Annotated in this window: 19 protein-coding genes and 3 pseudogenes; 11 read left to right on the top strand and 11 right to left on the bottom strand. The window is 60.6% G+C overall.

The features are described 5' to 3' along the window. Positions 1-396: 396 nt before the first annotated feature. Positions 397-1329 carry a LysR family transcriptional regulator gene (locus tag P0D68_RS22165; protein ID WP_091801194.1) on the bottom strand — a complete coding sequence of 311 codons (933 nt, stop codon included), beginning with the start codon at positions 1327-1329 and terminating at the stop codon, positions 397-399. Between the two features lie 284 nt (positions 1330-1613). Between P0D68_RS22165 and P0D68_RS22170 the strand changes: the two genes are divergently transcribed. From P0D68_RS22170 to P0D68_RS22180, 3 genes are all read left to right on the top strand, one after another. Next, positions 1614-2927: a serine hydrolase domain-containing protein gene (locus P0D68_RS22170; protein ID WP_408302930.1), complete on the top strand. Its 1314-nt coding sequence runs from the start codon at positions 1614-1616 to the stop codon at positions 2925-2927. A 63-nt stretch (positions 2928-2990) separates the two neighbouring features. Further along, a complete protein-coding gene (locus P0D68_RS22175) occupies positions 2991-3857 on the top strand; it encodes an NmrA family NAD(P)-binding protein (RefSeq protein WP_408184744.1) in 867 nt (288 codons plus the stop codon). 81 nt (positions 3858-3938) lie between these two features. Next, positions 3939-4958: an aldo/keto reductase gene (locus P0D68_RS22180; protein WP_408158149.1), complete on the top strand. Its 1020-nt coding sequence runs from the start codon at positions 3939-3941 to the stop codon at positions 4956-4958. Positions 4959-5336: 378 nt separating this feature from the next. Here the strand turns inward: P0D68_RS22180 and P0D68_RS22185 are convergent, their stop codons facing one another. Beyond that, on the bottom strand, positions 5337-6230 hold the full coding sequence (locus P0D68_RS22185; protein ID WP_408302990.1) for a LysR substrate-binding domain-containing protein: 894 nt from the start codon (positions 6228-6230) through the stop codon (positions 5337-5339). 166 nt (positions 6231-6396) lie between these two features. On the opposite strand from P0D68_RS22185, the gene P0D68_RS22190 reads away from it, so the two are divergent. The 5 genes from P0D68_RS22190 (at position 6397) to P0D68_RS22210 (ending at position 9475) form a co-directional block, all read left to right on the top strand. Next, the gene (locus P0D68_RS22190; RefSeq protein ID WP_408302932.1) at positions 6397-6942 is read left to right on the top strand and encodes a sugar ABC transporter; all 546 of its coding nucleotides are present in this window, start codon (positions 6397-6399) and stop codon (positions 6940-6942) included. A 7-nt stretch (positions 6943-6949) separates the two neighbouring features. Next, positions 6950-7276, top strand: a complete 327-nt coding sequence (locus P0D68_RS22195; protein WP_408184740.1) for a hypothetical protein — start codon at positions 6950-6952, stop codon at positions 7274-7276. A gap of 21 nt (positions 7277-7297) precedes the next feature. Continuing rightward, on the top strand, positions 7298-8143 hold the full coding sequence (locus tag P0D68_RS22200; RefSeq protein WP_408302934.1) for an MBL fold metallo-hydrolase: 846 nt from the start codon (positions 7298-7300) through the stop codon (positions 8141-8143). Between the two features lie 843 nt (positions 8144-8986). Next, on the top strand, positions 8987-9235 hold the full coding sequence (locus P0D68_RS22205) for an Arm DNA-binding domain-containing protein (protein ID WP_286162122.1): 249 nt from the start codon (positions 8987-8989) through the stop codon (positions 9233-9235). A gap of 12 nt (positions 9236-9247) precedes the next feature. Continuing rightward, positions 9248-9475, top strand: a complete 228-nt coding sequence (locus P0D68_RS22210; RefSeq protein ID WP_408302937.1) for a phage integrase central domain-containing protein — start codon at positions 9248-9250, stop codon at positions 9473-9475. On the opposite strand, the pseudogene P0D68_RS22215 reads toward P0D68_RS22210, so the two are convergent. Next, positions 9456-9647, bottom strand: a pseudogene (locus P0D68_RS22215) (DDE-type integrase/transposase/recombinase); the annotation flags it as partial. The gene P0D68_RS22210 and the pseudogene P0D68_RS22215 overlap by 20 nt on opposite strands. On the opposite strand from P0D68_RS22215, the pseudogene P0D68_RS22220 reads away from it, so the two are divergent. Continuing rightward, positions 9608-9736, top strand: a pseudogene (locus tag P0D68_RS22220) (IS6 family transposase); the annotation flags it as partial. The pseudogenes P0D68_RS22215 and P0D68_RS22220 overlap by 40 nt on opposite strands. On the opposite strand, the gene P0D68_RS22225 reads toward P0D68_RS22220, so the two are convergent. From P0D68_RS22225 to P0D68_RS22240, 4 genes are all read right to left on the bottom strand, one after another. After that, entirely contained in the window at positions 9697-10449 is a 753-nt protein-coding gene (locus tag P0D68_RS22225; RefSeq protein ID WP_408302939.1) for a cupin domain-containing protein, read from the bottom strand. The pseudogene P0D68_RS22220 and the gene P0D68_RS22225 overlap by 40 nt on opposite strands. Before the next feature lie 223 nt (positions 10450-10672). After that, positions 10673-11989, bottom strand: a complete 1317-nt coding sequence (locus tag P0D68_RS22230) for an aspartate aminotransferase family protein (RefSeq protein WP_177205191.1) — start codon at positions 11987-11989, stop codon at positions 10673-10675. A 126-nt stretch (positions 11990-12115) separates the two neighbouring features. Beyond that, positions 12116-13147 (bottom strand): phosphotransferase, encoded by a 1032-nt coding sequence (locus tag P0D68_RS22235; protein ID WP_408302941.1) that lies wholly within the window; start codon positions 13145-13147, stop codon positions 12116-12118. Positions 13148-13354: 207 nt separating this feature from the next. Then, positions 13355-14023: a haloacid dehalogenase type II gene (locus tag P0D68_RS22240; RefSeq protein WP_091804062.1), complete on the bottom strand. Its 669-nt coding sequence runs from the start codon at positions 14021-14023 to the stop codon at positions 13355-13357. 337 nt (positions 14024-14360) lie between these two features. Here P0D68_RS22240 and P0D68_RS22245 point away from each other — a divergent pair, with 337 nt between their 5' ends. After that, the gene (locus P0D68_RS22245) at positions 14361-14852 is read left to right on the top strand and encodes an Lrp/AsnC family transcriptional regulator (RefSeq protein ID WP_408302943.1); all 492 of its coding nucleotides are present in this window, start codon (positions 14361-14363) and stop codon (positions 14850-14852) included. 79 nt (positions 14853-14931) lie between these two features. Here P0D68_RS22245 and P0D68_RS22250 read toward each other — a convergent pair whose 3' ends face one another. Next, a complete protein-coding gene (locus tag P0D68_RS22250) occupies positions 14932-15369 on the bottom strand; it encodes a hypothetical protein (RefSeq protein WP_408302945.1) in 438 nt (145 codons plus the stop codon). A 531-nt stretch (positions 15370-15900) separates the two neighbouring features. Here P0D68_RS22250 and P0D68_RS22255 point away from each other — a divergent pair. After that, positions 15901-16280, top strand: a pseudogene (locus P0D68_RS22255) (IS6 family transposase); the annotation flags it as partial. 59 nt (positions 16281-16339) lie between these two features. On the opposite strand, the gene P0D68_RS22260 reads toward P0D68_RS22255, so the two are convergent. The 3 genes from P0D68_RS22260 to P0D68_RS22270 form a co-directional block, all read right to left on the bottom strand. Then, the gene (locus P0D68_RS22260) at positions 16340-17530 is read right to left on the bottom strand and encodes a mannitol dehydrogenase family protein (RefSeq protein ID WP_408468749.1); all 1191 of its coding nucleotides are present in this window, start codon (positions 17528-17530) and stop codon (positions 16340-16342) included. Positions 17531-17532: 2 nt separating this feature from the next. Next, on the bottom strand, positions 17533-18543 hold the full coding sequence (locus P0D68_RS22265; protein ID WP_091804049.1) for a zinc-binding alcohol dehydrogenase family protein: 1011 nt from the start codon (positions 18541-18543) through the stop codon (positions 17533-17535). 109 nt (positions 18544-18652) lie between these two features. Continuing rightward, complete coding sequence (locus P0D68_RS22270; protein ID WP_091804046.1) at positions 18653-19597, bottom strand: ABC transporter substrate-binding protein; 945 nt, start codon at positions 19595-19597, stop codon at positions 18653-18655. Between the last annotated feature and the right edge of the window lie 12 nt (positions 19598-19609).

A 19609-nucleotide genomic window follows, 5' to 3' on the forward strand; every position in this document is an offset into this window, starting at 1 on the left:
GTTCGGATGCGCAGCGATCCATGCACACGAGCCTGCGCGCATCGGACAAGGCCGTCTACTAACGAAATTCATCGCTGCCCGAAGCGCCACACCGTCCGGCACCTTGAGCGCCCTTCGGCAGTTAGTCCACTTGTACAAAAGGGCGAATGCCTATCGGCAAGCTTTGTTGGCGAATGACTGCTGTCCATTCGAAACGCGACATCACGCGAGTGACGCCGCGAGCGGCAGCAAGGGGGCGCGTGCTGCCGATCGCAACCGTTCTGGATTCGGAAGTCCATGCGGTTTGCATGAGGCACGGTTCGGCCAGCACTGGACGTTCGTAACCTGATCATGGCAGACCGCAACCCATACGTAACCGGCCATTCGATATGGCCTCGCCAGTCCGCCGCGACAGCATTAGCGCGTCCCGGCGCGCTCGTGATTGCCTGTCAGTTCCACCACGAAGTCAAGAAAAGCGCGGGTCTTTGCCGGCACGTGGTGCCGGGACGCGTAGTAGACGTATAACGGATACCGTTCGTCTACCCATTCGGGAAAGAGATTGATCAATCGGCCATCAGCAATCAGAGGCTCGGCACCGAGCCGCAACATCTGCGCAATTCCTGAACCGGCGAGGCATGCGTTGAGCAGGGCACCCGGATCATTGACCGTGAGTCGTCCCTGAGTGTCGACCACAATGCGCCTTCGCTTGCGATGAAATTCCCACTGGAACGGCTTGCCTGTCTCCGGGTTGCGAAATTCAAGGCATCTGTGGCTTCGACCTTGCAGGTCCTCGGGCTTTGCCGGCCGTCCCCAGCGAGCAACGTACGAGGGCGCAGCGACCGTCACGATGCGGGTGTCGAGCAGCTTTCTCGCGATCAGGGTAGACGCTTTGGGTTCGCCGAATCGCACGGCGAGGTCGAAGCCGTCCATGACGAGGTCGCCAAGACTGTCTCGCGCGATGAACTCGATTTCGAGTTCGGGGTGTGCGTCCATGAACGCATCGAGTTGTTGCCCGAGGATGGTCCGGTAGACGACAGGATCCAGATTGATTCTCAGCTTTCCACGCACAGCGGACGCGCCGCCTGCCGCAGCGGCCGCTGCTTCCTCAAGTCCGGCGAGATGGGGCATGACCTGCTCGTAAAAGCGGCGGCCCTCTTCAGTCAGGGAGACGGAGCGCGTTGTTCGGCTGAAGAGCCGGATGTTCAACCTTTTTTCCAGCCGCGCAATTGCCCGACTGACGCCGGGCGGCGTCATTCCTATTACCTCCGAAGCGGCCACAAACGTTCCCGCATCCACTACGGCGGCGAACACGCTAATGCTGCCGGAAAGCTTCTCGCTACTGGATCTCATGGTTGCTCGGGTTAAGACGTGTGGCGGAGCGCGATCGATCGCGTGAAAGCGAACGCTGCGCCGCGCAGCAGTGGACGTGTCCGTTGATCATGCCAAATCGGTAACGCGTTGTCACTTATCTGATGACATCCATGTCATTTTGTTTCGTTAAGTGCCTGGCCAGAATACGTCGCACAGAGACATCCGCTGGACGCTTCAACGGCGAACCGCTCGCGGCGCGCGTTTTTCGCCCATCACTGAAGCACTGTAATGCCGCGATTCATTCTTTCGGGAAGAAACGGAAAATGGCAGTTCAAACAGATCGTCGTCGTATTCTGAAGGGTGCGTCGAGCCTGCTGGCTCTTGCGACACTTGGTGCCGTCGCAAGCCGCGACGCGCGCGCAGTATCGCCGCGCGCGAGTGGCGACGCCGCGCTGGCCCATCACCCGGCCTACAGTTCGATCGATCAATGCCTGCAGAGGGCGGTGCACGACGGCACGGTTGCCGGCGTTGTCGCCATGGGCGCAACCGACCGCGGACTGGTCTACGAGGGAGCATGTGGCCGAGCGAACGCCGGCACCGGCGAGGCTATTAGTCCTGACACAGTCTTCTGGCTCCTGTCGATGACAAAAGCGATTACCGCAACCGCGTGCATGCAGCTCATCGAACAGGGCAGACTGCGGCTGGATCAACCTGCGGGCGAGATCCTGCCGCAGTTGAAGTCGCCTCAAATCCTCGATGGATTCGACGTCTCGGGGCAGTCGAAGCTGCGTCCTGCGCGCAACGCGATTACGGTGCGTCATCTGCTCACGCATACCTCCGGCTTTACCTACAGCATCTGGAGCGACAAGCTCAGTCGGTACGAGACGGTAACGGGCATGCCGGACATCGGCTATTCGATGAACGGTGCATTCGCGGCGCCGCTCGAGTTCGAGCCGGGCGAGCGCTGGGAGTACGGCATCAGCATGGACTGGGTCGGCAAACTGGTCGAGGCCGTGACCGATCAGTCGCTGGAAGTCTACTTCCGCGAGCACATCTTCGATCCACTGGGCATGCGCAACACGGGCTTTCTCATCGGTAGCAAGCAGAAGCAGCGCGTCGCGACCATGCACAGGCGTCAGGCGGACGGCTCACTTGCGCCCGAGCCGTTCGAGATCAACCAGCGCCCCGAATTTTTCATGGGCGGAGGCGGACTCTTCAGCACACCGCGCGATTACATGGCGTTTCTGCAGATGCTGTTGAACGGCGGCACGTATGGCGGCGAACGCGTGCTGCGCGCCGACACCGTCGCGACGATGTTCCGCAATCACATTGGCGATCTGCAGGTCGCGGAAATGAGGACCGCGCAGCCGTCGTGGTCGAACAGCTTCGATCAGTTTCCGGGGACCGCGCACAAGTGGGGGCTGTCGTTCGACATCAATACAGAGCAAGGACCCCACGGACGAAGCGCTGGCAGCGTGAGCTGGGCCGGGTTGTTGAACACCTACTTTTGGGTCGATCCGGTGAATCGGGTCGCCGGATCACTCTTTACGCAGATGCTGCCCTTCTACGATGCGCGCGTCGTGAACCTATACGGACAGTTCGAGCAGGCCTTTTACGACGGTTTGGGTCGCGCCTGAGCGATTGACCGTCGGCACATCCACGCTGCGTCACCCGATATATCCACACATGGAGAACGAGCAATGTATGCAATCACAGGAATCACCGGCAAGGTGGGCGGCGCACTGGCCCGCGAACTGCTGGCTACTGGTCAGCCGGTGCGCGCAGTCGTACGCGATGCGACGCGGGCAGAGGCGTGGGCAGAGCGAGGTTGCGAGATCGCGACGGCTTTCATGGAAGACCCTTCGTCGCTCGCCGCCGCGTTCGAAGGCGCGACAGGCGCTTTCATCCTGCCGCCTTCGGAGTTCGATCCGGAGCCCGGGTTTCCTGAAGCGCGCACAGTGATTGAGGCTGTGTCCGCCGCACTCCTGAGCGCGCGGCCGGACAAGGTCGTTTGCCTCTCGACGATCGGCGCACAGGCCGACGAGGTCAACCTGCTCACTCAACGCACGCTGATGGAGCAGGCGCTGCGCGAGATGCCGATGCCTGTGACCTTCCTGCGGCCTGCCTGGTTCATGGAGAACGCCGCATGGGATGTTGCGTCTGCAAGCGACGATGGCGTCGTTGCCAGTTACCTGCAGCCGCTCGACAAGCCGGTGCCGATGGTCGCCACCGCGGACGTAGGCCGCGTTGCTGCTGAACTGCTTCAGCAGACGTGGCGCGGTGTGCGCATCGTCGAGCTTGAGGGCCCACGCCGGGTGAGTCCTAACGATCTCGCAGTCGCTTTCGCCGGCGTGCTGCGTCGTCAGGTGCGTGCGGAAGTTGTCGAAAGGCAGACGTGGGAAGCGCTGTTCCGCAAGCAGGGCATGAAGCATCCTCTACCTCGCATGCGCATGCTGGACGGCTTCAACGAAGACTGGATCGATTTCGAAAGCAGCTCTGACGAAATCTTGCGCGGCCACGTCGAACTGGAGACCGTTCTGCGCGAGCTTGTGTTGCGTCGAATCTGACCAGAGCCGAGGGCGCGACGCGTGGACTCCAGGTTTTACTCTACCGATGCATCAGATTTTCGTTCAAACAAGGAATACACGATGGAATACAGCACACTTGGCAGAACCGGGCTACGCGTCTCACGGCTGAGCCTGGGCGCAATGACGTTCGGTGCTGGCTCGGGCATCTGGGGCAATATTGCCGGCTTGAATAGCGATCAGGCCGCCCGGCTCGTCGCGATGGCCGTGGAACGTGGAGTCAACCTGATCGACACGGCGGACGCCTATTCGCAAGGTCGCTCAGAAGAGGTCGTGGGCCATGTGCTGAAAGCGCAGGGGCTGGACGAAGATCGAATGCTCGTCGCGACCAAGGTTCGGCTACGTACCGGCACCGGCCAGAACGAAGTGGGATTGGGCCGCTCACACATCATGCGCTCGGTCGAGACAAGCCTGAAGAGACTCGGTCGCGATCACATCGACCTGTTCCAGTTGCATGACCGTGACGCGCTTCTTCCGCTCGACGAGACGCTTCGTGTGCTGGACGACCTCGTCACGCAGGGCAAAATCCGCCATATTGGCGTGTGCAATTTCAGCGCAGGCGATCTCGAGCGGGCCGTCGGGATAACGTCCCGTACCGATCGGGCTCATGTCGTGAGCAATCAGGTGCACTATTCGCTGACGAGCCGCGATATCGAACTCGAGATCATGCCGGTTGCAGCCACAAACAGAATGGGCCTTCTGGTCTGGAGTCCGCTCGCAGGTGGCTACTTGAGCGGCAAGTACTCGCAGAATGGCGAAGCTGCCGGGCGGCGTGCGAAGCTCGACTTTCCGCCGGTTGATACAGTCAGGGCGGAGCCGATCCTCGCAGTATTGCGTGAAGTCGCCGACGAACTGGCGGCCACGCCGGCTCAAGTCTCATTGGGTTGGTTGCTTGCGCGCGAGCAGATCACTTCTGTCATTATCGGAGCCCGCTCGTGCGAGCAACTCGCAGCTAACCTCGATGCACAGAATCTCGCACTAACCTCCGAACAGTGCGCGCGGCTCGATAAAGTATCTGAACCGTCAGTTCCCTTCCCCTACTGGATGCAACGCTTCCATGACCGGGATCGCGTCTGCGGATGAGGGGCGAGCGTCGGGAATCCTGCCTGCGCGAGGCGGTTGAATGGGGAATGCCTGTGGCCATGTGCGGCAGCTCATCCTCGAATAACCGCCGTTCGAATTCTGCGGCTGGCCGACCGGAATGGCTCGGGAGTGCGCGTTGGCGACCGGCCGTTTACGGGAAGCGAAACACCAATGACGGGTTTGCGACGATGAGTTCGAAGCGCGGATGGACTCAGCCCGACCCGTTACGGCCCGTCGACCCCCGCGTCACAACTATGGCGGCTGTCAAAGCTCCAACGGCCGTTCGTCGACTGGCGACAGTTCATTCGAAGCGAAGCGACCGCCTAGGGATGGCAACCCTGCCGGATCGCTATTTTGTGACGCGTGTCGGGCGCGGCTTTAAGGCGCTGTGCCCCGGGCTTCGTCAAGAACCCATTTCGCAAATGCCTGTAGTGGCCGTGCACTCAACTCGAGCGGTTCAGGAAGAACAAGGCAGAAGTTTTTGGTAATCGCTTCGCGGTCCGGCCAGGGCGCAACCAGGCGCCCTTGTTCGAGCTCTGCCCCGATGTAAAGACGCGGCACCAACGCGACGCCCAGACCAGCTACCGCTGCCTCTATCAGCATGGAATGGAGATCGTAACGTGCCCCGACCGCCGAATTGGTCAGCGCGATGCCGGCCTCGTGTGCATAAAGCTGCCACGCGTCCGGATTTTGCCGCCTGTGAAGGCGCGGCAATTCGTCTAGCGCCGGCTTCGCGCCTGCGTCCGCGAGGAGCGCCGGACTACAGACCGGTACAAGCACCTCTTCCAGCAGTCGATGCAGATGCATACCCGCCCATGCCGGATGCTCGAAATGGATCGCTGCGTCGAAACCGCTTCCGGAAAGAATGAACGGTTCCATTCGTTCGGCGATATGCACGGTGATGGTCGGATGCATATTTTGAAACCGTTTCAGGCGGGGGATAAGCCAACGGGTGGCGAAGGTCGGAATCGCGGCGATATCAATGCTCGCGCCTTCGATCGGCTGCCCCATCAGATATAGGCTGTCCCGCTCCAGCCGATCCAGAATCCCGCGAACCTGCACCGCGTATCGCGTGCCGTTCGGAGCAAGCCGTACCCGATTTCCAACGCGCTCGAACAGCGCAACACCCAAAAATGCCTCCAGGCGACCGATCTGACGACTAACGGCGCCCTCGGTCAGCGCCAGTTCTTCGGCCGCGCGGGCGAAGCTGCCGTGTCGAGCGGCGGCCTCAAAAGCCTGGAGTGCGGAATTGCTTGGGATCTTACGTCGCATTGGGGTCTCGCCGATTGATTTGCCTTCGACGCCAGCTTGAGTAAATGTCACTGAAGGCTGACTTTATATCGTTATATACGCCGAAAATCTCAGATTAGCATTACGTTATCGCAATGAACATGGATCGTTTGCAGTAATCTGCTAACGCGCCACGAAGGATAATCTGATGATCTACACGGTGGAATGCAGCTTCGCCGATCCAAGCAGCGAAGCCGAATGGAACGACTTCTACAGCCTTGAAAAGCTGCCCGCCCTCATCTCGGTGACTGGCTTTCACACGTCACAGCGCTTCAAGGCGTTAAGCGATGGTTGCCCGGTCTACCTTGCCGTCCACACGATCGACGGTCTCGATGTCCTGACGGGAGAGGATTATCGCCAGAAAGGCGGCGGCAATTTTGCAAGGTGGCAGCAACACATCGTCGAATGGCACCGAAATCTCTACAGCGATATCGGCCTTGCGCCAGCGGTAAATGCAGACGAACTCCTCGTGCTTTGTGCAAACGGCCCCGAACCGCTGATCCAGATGGGTCTCACACCGTTGGCCATGCGAGCAGTTGCGTTGGAGAAATTTCCGGAACACCGTTGGCTCGCAAAACTGCCTCGGCGAAACACTCAGCTTGTCGGGAGCATGCCCGAAGGTGTCCACCTCTATTCGCCGATGACGGGACAACTGACACGCTCCTGCACCGTTTCGACCGGACAGGAAAAATAGGTCCGCGATGCCCAATGTCACTTTCTATATTTCTACGGGGCAAATGCCGTCTGATGAGAGGCTTGCCGAGCTTTCCCGCGACTGCGTCGAACTCTGTACGAGTGTCCTTGAAGCAGCGCTCGAAAACGTTCATGTCATCCATGTCGACGTTCGCCATGGGCACGGACATCCCGTCTTCGCGGAAGTCCAATATCGCCTTGAGACGTTTCGCACGCCTTCGGTAATGAACCAGTTCATGGAAGCCCTGGACGACGCCATTGCGCGCTGCACGGGTCTCACGGCGCGCATCCGTTGTTTTGGTTATGCCGCGTCGAACATTCACGCCCGCAATTAGGAAGTCTTCTGGAGAAGAGTTGTGTCCACCATCACGTTTCCAAGTCAGCGAGCCGGGGATTTCACGATCACCGCAATCAGCGACGGCTACCTCACCGCTAGCCTGGAGTTCCTCTCGAATATCGCCCCGTCCGAAGCCTCCAGAATACAAAGTGATGCAGGCCAGAAGGAGCCTGCCGCCGTGCATATCAACTGCTACGTTGTACGCGGAGCGGGTCGCACAATTCTCATCGACGGTGGGGCTGGAGGCATCAAGCAATGGGGAGGTCGCCTGAGAACCAATTTATCGCTTGCTGGCGTCGAACTATCCGAGATCGACACAATCCTGCTCACGCACGCTCATCCCGACCATGTCGGAGGGCTAGTGGACGCGGCCGGACAAATTACCTTTCCGAATGCGGAGCTTGTTGCTCATCATCGAGAGGTCGAATTTTGGCAGGATGACGGGAATCTAAGCCGCGCCAGCGAGCGTGCCCGCGGTAACTTCCTGATAGCGCGTCAAGTGTTCGACGGCTACCGCAACAAGCTCCGTACTTTCGATGAAGGGGAAGTGCTCCCCGGTATCAGAGCGATGCCACTACCGGGACACACAGATGGACACTCCGGATATCTGCTCGAATCCCGCGATCAGAGCCTGCTTGTCTGGGGAGATACTGTTCATTTTCCTCACATCCAGATTGAACGGCCAGACGTATCGATTGCATTCGATCAAGACCCTTCCCTGGCAGTCGCCACACGATCACGGCTTCTGGACCTGGTCAGTTCGGAGGGACTGTTGATCGCCGGTATGCATTTGGGGGAACTCGGCTTCGCGCGAATAAAGCGAACAGGCCAGAGCTACGGTCTGCTTTACGAGACCGAAGCATGATACGGCGAGGAGGATCAGTCATGTCTGAAGCCACTCCAGCACTCCGCACTGAGCTACCGACGAACACTGTGATGCCGTGTCAACGGCGTTGGCCTCCTGGTCCTTTTTGAGCGGCATACCCACCGCACTAGCGAACGGGCCAGTGACGAAGCGTTCGTCTTTGATAGTCGAATGGCCGGTTACGGAGGCCAGAGCCGACGCCTGAATGTCCGATCAACGGTATACGTGACCAGCCGCTTGTGGCCAATTGTGTGAAGTCGCCAACGTCCGCTTATGAGCACTCCGGTTCTCAAACTGCTTTCAGCCGACTGACCGGTTCGGAGAAGGTCAACTGACCGAAATGGGTCGGGAGTGTGAGTTCGCTGATCGAGAAAGCTGGCACTCGGCGGCGACGCCAAACCACCTGCTGCAGTCCGCCACATTGCTGACGTAGCGGTCGTCCGGTCCCAGCGGCAGCAAAGGCCGAATTCGGGACGCTCGCCTCGACGTTGTTGACTGGGACTGTTCAAAGCCGTCTTGAAACTGCTGGCTCGATCACGCTTCTGCGATGGCGGAAATTTTATGGTTAAACGCATTCAATCGCGCAAGTTATTTGGGTAACGGGCCAGTGAAATTATGGAGGTTTGATCGCTTGAACGACCCAAGACGGAAGTTATTTGGTTGGTTTTCCGGAAATCAATCGGGTTCCTCTACACTTCCGCAGACATCCTCCAGGTTGCTGATTTTAAAGCCGTTTATGGGTAGTGGTACGCTTGCGGCTACCGGTAACGTCCCGCACAATTTCCTCACGAAGTATGGGTAGCGGGATGGGTTTCGTGGGTAGGAATAGAGGTCGCGAAGGAGGTGGCCCTGGGCCATTATGCGGACGGCGGAGGTCTCTATATGCAGATCGCTGACAGCGGTGCGCGTTCATGGGTGTTTCGGTTCAAGCTTAGCGGGCGCGTGCGGGAGATGGGCCTCGGACCGCGTTCGCGCGTCTCGCTTGGCGAGGCGCGGAAACTGGCCGCCGGATACCGTGACATGGTCAGAGACCTGATTGATCCCATCCTTGCGCGGCGAGGGCAGCAGCGTAGACAGTTGCTCGATATCTAATCGGATGCCAACGTGACGTTCCGTGAGGCAGCCGAAGCGTTTATCCGTGTACAGGAAGCTCAGTGGCGCAATCGCGAGCATGTCCAGCAGTGGCGCAACACACTCAGCACATGCGCGTACCCTGTGATTGGCGAAGTCCGGGTGCGTGACATCGATACCGCGATGATCGTGCGGATTCTCCAGCCGATCTGGACGAAAAAGGCGGAGACCGCGCGTCGCGTACGTCGTTCGGATACTTGACCTGCCGGACCTTGATGGGCGTTTCCCGCTCGGCGTCGATGGACTGGAGGGCGGCCAGATTCGCCCCGCTCTTATCGATGGTCACGGTCTCGGGAGTTCCGTTCTCATCGATGGCTTTCTCGAAGTAACGGCGTGCTGCCGCCTTGTCGCGATGCGCCCGCAACAGGAAGCCTGCACTATCCTCTGGACGTGATACTTCTGTGCGTGCGGTGGTATGTGGCCTACTCGTTGAGCTTGCGAAATGTCGAGGAAATGACGGCCTCGACGGTTTGCGTAACGTAGAACTTCGCCACGCGTTCGCTGCTTTCCCATCCGATCGACGCACCCTGCGGCACGAAGAGCGCGTCGCCGGCGCCGAGGGACAGCACGCTGCCGTCAGGCGCGGCGAATCGCACGCCGCCGGCGAGGAGATGCATGAATTCGTTGACGCGATGCGGGCGAACGATCCGATGGTAAGGCGTCGAATCCCATGTACCCGCTTTGTATTGCGCGTCGTCGTCGGTGAACACGTTGTCGCTACGGCATTCGGGAGCCGGGCCCAGTAGTACCTCTGCAGGAAGCGTTGCAGATGGCTTGAAGTCGGCTTGCGCGCGCAACGGGACGAGGCCTGTCGTTGTCGGCCTCCTGCAAGCCGCGGCGCAGAACACGAAAAGCGAGCGCGCTCGCGCCCTGAAGCGAAGCGCAGTACCCTTGCCGATCACCGCACCCTCTTGCGGGCCCAGCACCAGCGGCGCCATGCCGGCCGCTTCCAGTGTGAGCGAGCCTTCCATGACGACGATCGTTTCGATGTGGGGAAAACTCGCCACGTCGAGCTCGCCGATGAAGCTGACGCGGCCGGTGGCCATCGCGTCCGGTCCTTCCCACGCGATCTCGCGATTACGTGCGAACGGATCGTTCTGGCCGAAAGCTCCCCTGCGGAAGGCGGTCGAAGCAGGCGCACCGTCGGCGCGGTGCAATACGAATACTGCGGTCACTTTTGCTCCCATGAATGGCTTGGATGATGATTCGCCCAGCTAATTATGCGGCGCGAACCGTCTCCAGATGGTTAAACGTCCAACACGTGGGCGTTAAATTCCGCTTACTGGCCGAAAGCCTGTCGGAGCCCACCCGACCGCGGAGACTTCCGCGTGGGCCTAATTGCGCTCGTCGGGCCGCTTGCCGACGATCGGACACGTTCACACGGCCAGTCAGCGACGATCACAGTGCGGCAAGCACCGTGTCCAACTCCGTCAACAGGCGGTCGGCATCGTTAGCGCCAAAGACCAGCGGCGGGCGGATCTTCAGCACACTCGCGTCCGGCCCGGTCGCGGAAATCAGCACGCGCCGCTGGCGCAAGCCGTTGACGATCTTGAGCGCCGTCGCGATGTCGGTGTCCTTCTTCGCGCGATCGTGCACGATCTCGACGCCGAAATACAGGCCCGTGCCGCGCACGTCGCCGATGCATTCATATTTCCTTGCCAGTGTGTTCAAGCCCTCGAGCAGGATCGCGCCGACCCGCTGCGCGTTGTCGAGCACGTGCTCGTCGCGCAGCACGTCGAGCGTGGCCTGCGCGGCCGCGATCGCGACCGAATTGCCGCCGAAGGTGTTGAAGTAGCGCATGTCCTGCCCGAAGCCTGCGACGACTTCGGGGCGCACGACCAGGCCCGCAACCGGATAGCCGTTGCCCATCGGTTTGCCGAGCGTGACAATGTCGGGCACGACTCCATGGCGCTCATGCCCCCACATATGCGTACCGCTGCGCCCGAAGCCGGACTGCACCTCGTCCGCGATGAACAGCCCGCCGGCGCGGCGCACCACCTCGGCTACCGGTGCGAGTACATCGGTCGGGTGGGCGAACACGCCATCCGACGAGAAGAACGAATCGGCGATGAACGCCGCCAGACCGCCGCCGTGACGTCGGATGTCCTCGATCTGCATCTCGACCTGTCCGGCCATGCGCTGGCCGATCTCCGAAGGCGTCATCCTGTACGAGTCGGGAGCCGGCACCGTGCGCACGTAGGGACCCAGCAAGGCCCTCCGACCCAGCGACGGTGAAAAGCTCGAGGTCAGGTGTGAGTTGCCGTGATAGGCCTCGCTGGTCACGATCACGCCGGTCTTGCCGGTGTACTGCATCGCGATGCGCGTGGCCAGGTCGTTGGCCTCGGAGCCGGTGCAGGTGAACATCATCTGGCCTGCGCGGATCGACGTGTTGAACGTCGAGAGCAGGTCCTCGGCGTAGTCGAGGATCGGCTCCTGCATATAGCGGGTATGCGTGCAGAGCGTCGAGAGCTGGCGGGTGACGGCATCGACGATGCGCGGATTGGCATGCCCGACGCAGACAACGTTGTTGTAGGCATCGAGATAGTCGTTCCCCTGGTCGTCGTACAGATAGACCTTCTCGCCGCGCACGATTTTGACGGGCTCGGCGTAGAACAATCGATACGACGGACTGAGCAGCCGCAAGCGGCGCGCGATGTGCCGTTGCGCGGCGGCGTCGAGGTGGTCGAGCGACGCCGGATCGAAGCCGTTCGGCATGTCGCCGCGCAGTGCGTCGTGGGTTTTGCTGGTACCGAGGGCCTCGGTTTGAGCGGCCGGCTGCGACGTGGTGGTGGTATTCATGGGGCGGTCAGGATCGGTGAGGTGAGCGGGGCGATGGAAGAACTAGAGCAAGGCGTTGGAAACCGTCTCGGGGTCGCGCTGCGCTAACCAGCGCAGATGCTCCCATCCGGGCCGGGTGAAACGCAGGATGTACGCTTCGTTCTCCGGAAACAGCATCGCTCGCCATGACGTGAGTAAGGCCCGCGCCGCGACGCGCGCCATGGCGAGGTGCGGAATCAGGCGCAATTCGTCGGCGCTCAGTTGTGCATGGGCGAGATAGCCGCGCAGGAGTTCGCGGGCCTGATCGAAGAGGTCGTGCGGGCCGTCGGCATCGAAGTCCATCGGGAACTGGTTCATGACCGCCGTGGCCACGTCGATCGCTACCGCGGTATGCACAGTGTCGCCGAAGTCGATGATTCCGCTGACGAAGCTCCGGCCGCCCGGGGTCGCGACGATGTTCGAGCGGTTGAAGTCGTTGTGTACGACTTGCGCGGGACAGTGGCGCAGTGCCGGCTCGATCTCGGCGAAGCGCGCGAACGCCTCCCCGATGAGGGAACGATGCGAGGGATCGGCGATATGGGTCTGCAAGCCGGCGAGACTTGCCAGATGCTTCACGTCCCAGGCGAGCACGCGGTGCTGGTGCGGATGGCGAAAACTGGCCATGGCCCGTTGCAGCCGCGCCAGCACCGTACCGATCTCGTAATGATCGACCGCGATGCCGTGCAGTGCGTCCAGCGGCAGACCTTCGAGATAGCTATAGAGCCTCGCCGTACGAGGCGGCTGCGGGGGTGACCCCACGGGTACGACGAATCGTCCGCCGATACCCGGCAGCACGCGGGGCACCGGCAAGTCGGGCGCGACGGCGGCAACGTGGCGCATCGCAGCGACCTGCAAATCGAGCTCTTCGGCCGTCTCGCCGGGATTCGAGACTTTCAGTACGTACCGCGCGCCGTCGCTTGCGTCGATGCGGAACGTGTCGTCCTTCTCGGTGGCAAATCGTGTCGCCGCGCCGTCGATGCCATAGACACGGCGCATGATCGCGAGCGCGTCGAATGCATTCAAGCGTGGGAAGCTAACCGACAGGCCGCTCGCCAACAGGGTATCCAGCGCAACGGCGGAGGTTGTGCATAAGCTTGCGGAAGTGCTGGGCGTGAACATGGGCAATGCGACGCGAGAAGGGTGGACTGCAGTAGAGCTGGACGTTTCCGACGCGCTGTCGACCTGCGGACAGACGTCACATCGGTCGCGCGATGCGAATCCCTGGCCGCCGTCGAACACGGCGGTCAAGGAGACGCAAGTCGCTTACAGGCCAAGCTGCTCGGCCAATTCGACGATACTCTTGACGGCCGTATAACCGTATTCCGGCGCTTCGGGTTCGTGGCCGCGCAGCACGTGCGCCTTGTGCACGATGCCGAGATCGTGCGCTGTCATCAGGTCGTAGCGCGGGCTCGACGAGACGTGCAGGATTTCGTGAGGCTGCACGTCAAGCTTCTTGAACATGTATTCGAAGCCTTGCATACGCGGCTTGTAGGCCTGGGCATCTTCGGCCGTGATGACGGCGTGAAATGGAGCCCCGAGCTTTTCGATGTTGCTCGCGATCTGCGAGTTGTCCGCGTTGGTGAGGCCCACCAACTTGTATTTCTTCGCCAGGCGCGAGAGACCTTCGGGGACGTCCGGATGCGGTCCCCACGTCGGCACTGCCAGGTAGAATTTTTCGGCCTCGCTTTCGGCGAACGTTACGCCCGTTCGTTCGCAGGTGCGGCGCACGGCGTTCAGGACGACCTGGCGGTAGGGTTTCCAGGCGCCGAGCACTTCGTCGCGGCGATAGGCGGCGAACAGCTTGACGAAGTTCTCCAGCGCGTCCCCGTGAAGGCGGTTCCCGTAGATTTCGCGCGCCATTTCGGCCATGCGAAAGTTGACAAGGGTGCCGTAGCAGTCGAACGTGATAAATTTTGGCTCGAAGTCGATCATGTCTTCAGTCTCGATGCGTAACGAATCCCAAGGGACTCTTGAATGAAGGGCTTGCCGCACACCAGTTCGGGCAAGCACCGATGGAAATGTCAGTGGATGAAATTTAAACGGGAACGACTTCGCTGTTACACCGAATTGATGACAGGAAAAGACAGGTTTTTACTCGTTGTCGAGGGGATTCACGGCAGTTCCTGCGGCGAGAGTGACGCGATGCACAATCGGGAAAAATAGCAGGATCGTCTTATCGTCGGGCGTGCGTGTCGGGCTACTATTGAGCTCGTGAACCACTCCGAGGCGCCCGTATGGAGGCGCCTGATTGCAAGGAGGCAAGGCGGGGATGAAAACGGATTGCACACTCGACCGGCTGGACTTGCGCATTCTCGCCGAGCTGCAAATGCGTGGCCGCATGACCAACGTGGAACTGTCCGACGCCGTTGGACTGTCGCCCAGCCCGTGCCTCACGCGCGTCAGGCGGCTCGAGACGGCCGGCTTCATCGCGGGTTACGGGGCGGTGTTGAAGATCGAGAAGCTCGGCGACATCCAGATCGTGTTCGCCAAGATCACGCTCGCGGACCACCGCCGCGAAGACTTCGTGCGCTTTATCGACGCCATTCGCGACATCGACGAGATCATGGAGTGCCATCACGCGACGGGCGGCTACGACTATCTGCTCAAGTTCGTGACACGCGACATCGCGCACTACCACAGCGTGATCGAGGGGCTGCTCGAGCGCGACGTCGGCATCCAGACGTACTTCAGCTACGTGATCGTCGAATCGCCCATCGTCAAGCGGCGCTATCGTCTCGAGGCGCTCTTTACCGCGAAGTGAGGCTGTGGTCGCCCGTCATCAGGTCGCGCCCTCGATTTTTTGAAGATCGTATCGATCTGGGCGGACAGGCGGCGATCGACTAAGGCTTGCGTAACAGCGCGCTGCCGACGGCGAAGCCCAAAGTGTCTGCATGAATCATCGCCTTCACGCGCGTTTCGCCGTCGATGCTGCCTGCGGCAATGACAGGCACGTCGACGGCCTCGACGACGTGCCTCGTCAGTTCGGCCGGATCGCCCTCGCCTGCGAAGCGATACACAAGCAGGTCCAGCCCGTGCACACCGGAAATCGATGCGATGCGGCGCGCGTCCTCGACGATTTCGTCCATCTTTCCTTGAAGCACGGTCGGATGCGCGACAGTGCGACCCGCGAACGGGAAATACCGCACCTGCGAGCCGCGCAGAAGCAACAGCGCGTCTTCGACGTGACGGCCTCCGAGCAGATAGTCGACGCCGATCTTGAACGCGGCCCGGATCGATTCCAGTTCGGCCTCGCGGCTCGTCGCCACGACTTGGAGCATGACCTTGCGGCCGTCGGCGCGAATGCGCTGAGCAAGCTGCTTCAGCGCCGCGATCGGCAGGCCAATGTTCTTGAAGCAGACGTAGCGAACGGGCTGTCGCGCAGACTGTCGTAGGTGGCTAGCATGTCGGCGACGGTCGCGTCGTTCTCGCTCAACGTCAGAATGAAGTGGGGACGCGCGGCTGACGCGACGGATATAGGTCGGCGTTCAGGTCATTCGATCCATTTGCAACGCGGCCCTGCCAAGTCAGGTGCGCAGTTGGCGCGTCGAGACACATACGCGAATTGATCGCGGCGACCAGGCGAAGCGGCAATGTCTTAATCCGGGGCAACCATCAAGACAAACGGCTCGTGAGCAAATCAATCTGGCACGCCAGTATGGTTACGCAAGAGACTCATCATCAGATTGTAGGCGGACGATGGCATCGAATACGGAAATGCCGATGGTCACACATTTTGATTCTTCGCACTGAGGGGGCGCTCGGTACTGGCACGTTGGCGGGGCGTTCACGTAACATGATGCGATGACGAAATCGCTTTATGCGGCCACCGGTTCCCGGCGTCGATTGTCAGCCATGCAGTGCGGTGGTATTTCCGGTACCGGTCCAGCCTGCGCGACATTGAAGCGTTGCTGTTCGGGCGCGGCGTGGCGGTCAGCTACGAAACAATTCACCGCTGGTACGAGAAGTTCGGCGCACGCTTTGCCGATAGGGTGAACGCAGCCCGCTGCAAGTCGCGCGGTACGTGGCACCTGGACGAGATGTCCGTTACGCTGCGTGGTGAACCGTGCCTGCTGTGCCGCGTGGTCGACGAGCGGGGCGCCGAACTCAACCTCCTGCTACAAGGCGGCACGACAAGGCCGCCGCCAAACGGTTTTTCAAGCATATGCCGCGCAAGATCGTCACCGATCGGGCCTCGGAGAAGATGCGTTGAAGCGAGATCTGGAACACGAACAGCCAATACCGATAACGTCAGATGTCGCCAGCCATCATTTCTGTAAGAAGTGGTTGATCGACTATCGTGCCTGTAGCTCGCATCAGGGAGGCCGCCAACGCCAACAATGGGGCAATCCGACGCTGCTTCTTCTGCGCGTGATTCTGTGCAATATCGGCGAGGCGGTGCGCGAGAAACGGATTCAGCAAGCGTTCGCGGACCTGCGCGACGTAGGCCAACGCATCATCCCCTTCACCGAGGAGATCGAATACCGGCAAGACCTCCTGTTGCCAGACCGTCTCGAGTTCCGCGCGTAGGACAGGGTCGTTCATCGCAGCGCAGACTGTCTCGTCAGTTGCGCGAGCTTCGCGTAACCAGCGCTCGGCAAGAAAGGTATGCCCGAGATTCAGCAGGAACAGCTTGCGCCGCTCGAAATGCTGGAGATTCTGAGTGAGCACGATCGAAGGGTGTACGCACGGTATCTGCAGCCGTGGCTGCTGTTCTATCGCCCATAGTGCATACGGTTCCGCGATCGCGCCCACAGGCCGGATCGGCTCTGACACGATCCTGTCGACCAGCGAATTGGCCCATACGCAATGGTCAATCAGATAGCGGATGAATTCTTCGGGCATCTGCCACCGCAACGCCAATTCCACGGCGATGCCTCTTAACACTTCGCCGTTGTTTTCGATCAGCTCGCAGGGAAAGAGTGATAGCGGCGCCTCGGGGTGGTTTTGCCACCGAGTGTGCAACAAGGACAGCAGTCTGGCAGGAAAACTGTGTGGTACGCGGCTCGGGTCCGCGAAATCGCTGGCGTTATCGCGTTCATCGAGTTGATAGCCTTGGTCCCCAGTGTTCGAGACAACGATCTGCACCGGACCGCAGATCGTCTGGCGGATCCGCGCCCAATCCCTGCGCACATGTACCGCCTGGCGAATCGCCCGTCCTGTGAGTGTTAGGTCAATCAATCGGCCCGAATGCAGTCCACGTATATGAACCGGATAGCCGCGACCGTTCGCGAGCGCGGCGACGCGCGCGGCGCTGTCGGCGCTCTCTGTGGTCTGAACTACGGCAATGCCGCCTGGCGCCGCACCTGGTTGGCCCGACTCGAGCGCCTCTGAGACGAATAAATCGACATGTGCCTGCAGGAAACGACTTGTGCCAAATTGCAGAATGGGTTGCGTGAGCGGTGCGGCAAGGGTTGGTGCTTCCTCATGCGAAGGGCGCATCGCTAACATTCCACAATAGCTTTGACGACACCGCCGGCAGGATCGAGCAGTGTCGCAAATTGAGCGGGGACATCGGCTAACGCCAGTCGATGCGTATTCAGTGCGCGGTCCGGGATATGGCCTGCCCGCATGGCCTTAATGACGGTTTCGAAGTCCTCGAGTGTAGCGTTACGGCTGCCGAGTAGGGTGGTTTCGCGCTTGTGGAATTCCGGGTCCGAAAAAGTGATCGTGTCAGCCACGATGGAAACCAGAACGTACCGGCCGCCATGGGCGATGAACTGGAAGCCGCGTTCCATTGCTTTGGGGTTTCCGGTTGCGTCGAACACCACATCAAAGAAGTCGCCGTCTGTCTGTTCCGACAATTGCGCGTGATCGCCGTCGCCAATCTGCACGGCTGCGGCGGCGCCTAGATGTTTGACGCAGAAATCTAGCCGGTCCGCACGCGTATCGAGGACGGTCACCGTCGCACCGCGCAGTTTGCAGAAGGTAAGAACCGCCATGCCGATCGGCCCCGCGCCGACTACGAGCACGCGTTCACCCTGCTTCACGTCGCCACGCCTGACCGCATGCGCGCCGATCGCAAGGAATTCGACCATGGCCGCCTGATCGAGCGTGATGCCTTCGGCCTTGTGAACGAACTGCGCGGGAACGCTCAGGTACTCGGTGAACGCGCCGTCTCGATGCACGCCCAACACCTGGATATTCACGCAGCAATTGGTCTTGCCGCGGCGGCACGCAATGCATTGGCCGCACGACAGATACGGCATCACGAAGACCTGATCGCCAGCAACGAGTCCGCTGTGGGGCGGCGCCTGTTCGACGATGCCGGACAACTCATGGCCCATCACGCGCGGATAGGCCAGATAAGGCTGATTTCCCGTGAAAATATGCAAGTCCGTACCGCATACGCCAACACGCTTGACGCGTAAGAGCACGTCGTTTTTTCCCGTTTCGGGTTTAGGCCTTTCCTGTGCGCTCAGCTTTCCTGGCGTCTCGCATATTACCGTAAGCATAGCAATCCTTATTTCGTCGCCGTTTCGAGCGGCGCAGCGTTAGTTCGAGTACGTCTTGCAGCGGCGGCCGGGCGAGATTTATATCGAGCCGTCCGGTCGGCCAGGATGATCAATACAGCACGTTCTTCGCTTCAGGTTTGTCGATGTTGCCTTTGGTCACCATCACCACACCGGTATCGAGGTTCTTCGACACCGGCTTTTTCTCGATCAGATTGACCACCGTCTTCACGCCTAGCTCGCCCATCTGGTACGAGCCCTGCACGGCGGTGGCGGCAAGCGTGCCGTCCTTGATGAAACCCTGCAGATCCTGATTGCCGTCGAAGCCGATCGCCACCACTTTGCCGGCTTTGCCGGACTGTTCGAGCGCGCGACCCATGCCGACCGCGGTTGGCTCATTCGCGCCGAAAATGCCTTTGAGGTCGGGATTGGCGGTCAACGTGTCGGTGGTCTGGTTGAGCGCCGTCGCCATCTGCGAGTTCGAATAGAAAGGTCCCACCACCTGCAATTGCGAATGTGCCTTCAGATAGTCGCGGAATCCGCCCACCCGGCCGATTTCCGAGCCTGCGCCGGCGACATAGGACATGATCGCGATCTTGCCGCTTTGGCCCACGCGGTCGATCAGCGCTTTGGCGCACAGTTCGCCCGCCTTCTTGTTGTCGGTCGAAAGGAATGACTGGTAGTACTGCTTGCCGGAATCGGAGAGCGCGGAATCGATGATGACGACCGGGATATGGGCTTCCCACGCCTTCTTGACGGCGGGCACGAGCGCGTCCGGATCGGACGGGGCGAGCACGATACCGGCCACCTTGCGATTCACCGCGTTCTCGACCATGTTGACCTCGTCGGCAATGGCGGTTTCCGCCGCCGGGCCCTGGAAAGTCATCGTGTAGCCCTTGAGTTGACCCATTGCCGCATTCGCGCCCTTCTGGACGTTCTGCCAGTAGTTGGAACTCGATGTCTTTACGATTACCGCGATCTCGCCGCCGGCGGCGCGAGCAAGTCCGGTGGCCAGCATCAGGGTGGCGGCCAGCAGGCTCAGTTGGAATGTGCGCATGTCTCTACTCCT

This window comes from Paraburkholderia sp. RL17-380-BIE-A (genome assembly GCF_046028085.1).
Taxonomy (GTDB): domain Bacteria; phylum Pseudomonadota; class Gammaproteobacteria; order Burkholderiales; family Burkholderiaceae; genus Paraburkholderia.

What these genes read in the sequence shown, in the direction of transcription:
- P0D68_RS22165 (WP_091801194.1), bottom strand. Translation starts at nt 1,329, where the DNA reads ATGAGATCCAGTAGCGAGAAGCTTTCCGGCAGCATTAGCGTGTTCGCC.
- P0D68_RS22170 (WP_408302930.1), top strand. Translation starts at nt 1,614, where the DNA reads ATGGCAGTTCAAACAGATCGTCGTCGTATTCTGAAGGGTGCGTCGAGC.
- P0D68_RS22175 (WP_408184744.1), top strand. Translation starts at nt 2,991, where the DNA reads ATGTATGCAATCACAGGAATCACCGGCAAGGTGGGCGGCGCACTGGCC.
- P0D68_RS22180 (WP_408158149.1), top strand. Translation starts at nt 3,939, where the DNA reads ATGGAATACAGCACACTTGGCAGAACCGGGCTACGCGTCTCACGGCTG.
- P0D68_RS22185 (WP_408302990.1), bottom strand. Translation starts at nt 6,230, where the DNA reads ATGCGACGTAAGATCCCAAGCAATTCCGCACTCCAGGCTTTTGAGGCC.
- P0D68_RS22190 (WP_408302932.1), top strand. Translation starts at nt 6,397, where the DNA reads ATGATCTACACGGTGGAATGCAGCTTCGCCGATCCAAGCAGCGAAGCC.
- P0D68_RS22195 (WP_408184740.1), top strand. Translation starts at nt 6,950, where the DNA reads ATGCCCAATGTCACTTTCTATATTTCTACGGGGCAAATGCCGTCTGAT.
- P0D68_RS22230 (WP_177205191.1), bottom strand. Translation starts at nt 11,989, where the DNA reads ATGCCGAACGGCTTCGATCCGGCGTCGCTCGACCACCTCGACGCCGCC.
- P0D68_RS22240 (WP_091804062.1), bottom strand. Translation starts at nt 14,023, where the DNA reads ATGATCGACTTCGAGCCAAAATTTATCACGTTCGACTGCTACGGCACC.
- P0D68_RS22245 (WP_408302943.1), top strand. Translation starts at nt 14,361, where the DNA reads ATGAAAACGGATTGCACACTCGACCGGCTGGACTTGCGCATTCTCGCC.
- P0D68_RS22250 (WP_408302945.1), bottom strand. Translation starts at nt 15,369, where the DNA reads ATGCTCCAAGTCGTGGCGACGAGCCGCGAGGCCGAACTGGAATCGATC.
- P0D68_RS22260 (WP_408468749.1), bottom strand. Translation starts at nt 17,530, where the DNA reads ATGCGCCCTTCGCATGAGGAAGCACCAACCCTTGCCGCACCGCTCACG.
- P0D68_RS22265 (WP_091804049.1), bottom strand. Translation starts at nt 18,543, where the DNA reads ATGCTTACGGTAATATGCGAGACGCCAGGAAAGCTGAGCGCACAGGAA.
- P0D68_RS22270 (WP_091804046.1), bottom strand. Translation starts at nt 19,597, where the DNA reads ATGCGCACATTCCAACTGAGCCTGCTGGCCGCCACCCTGATGCTGGCC.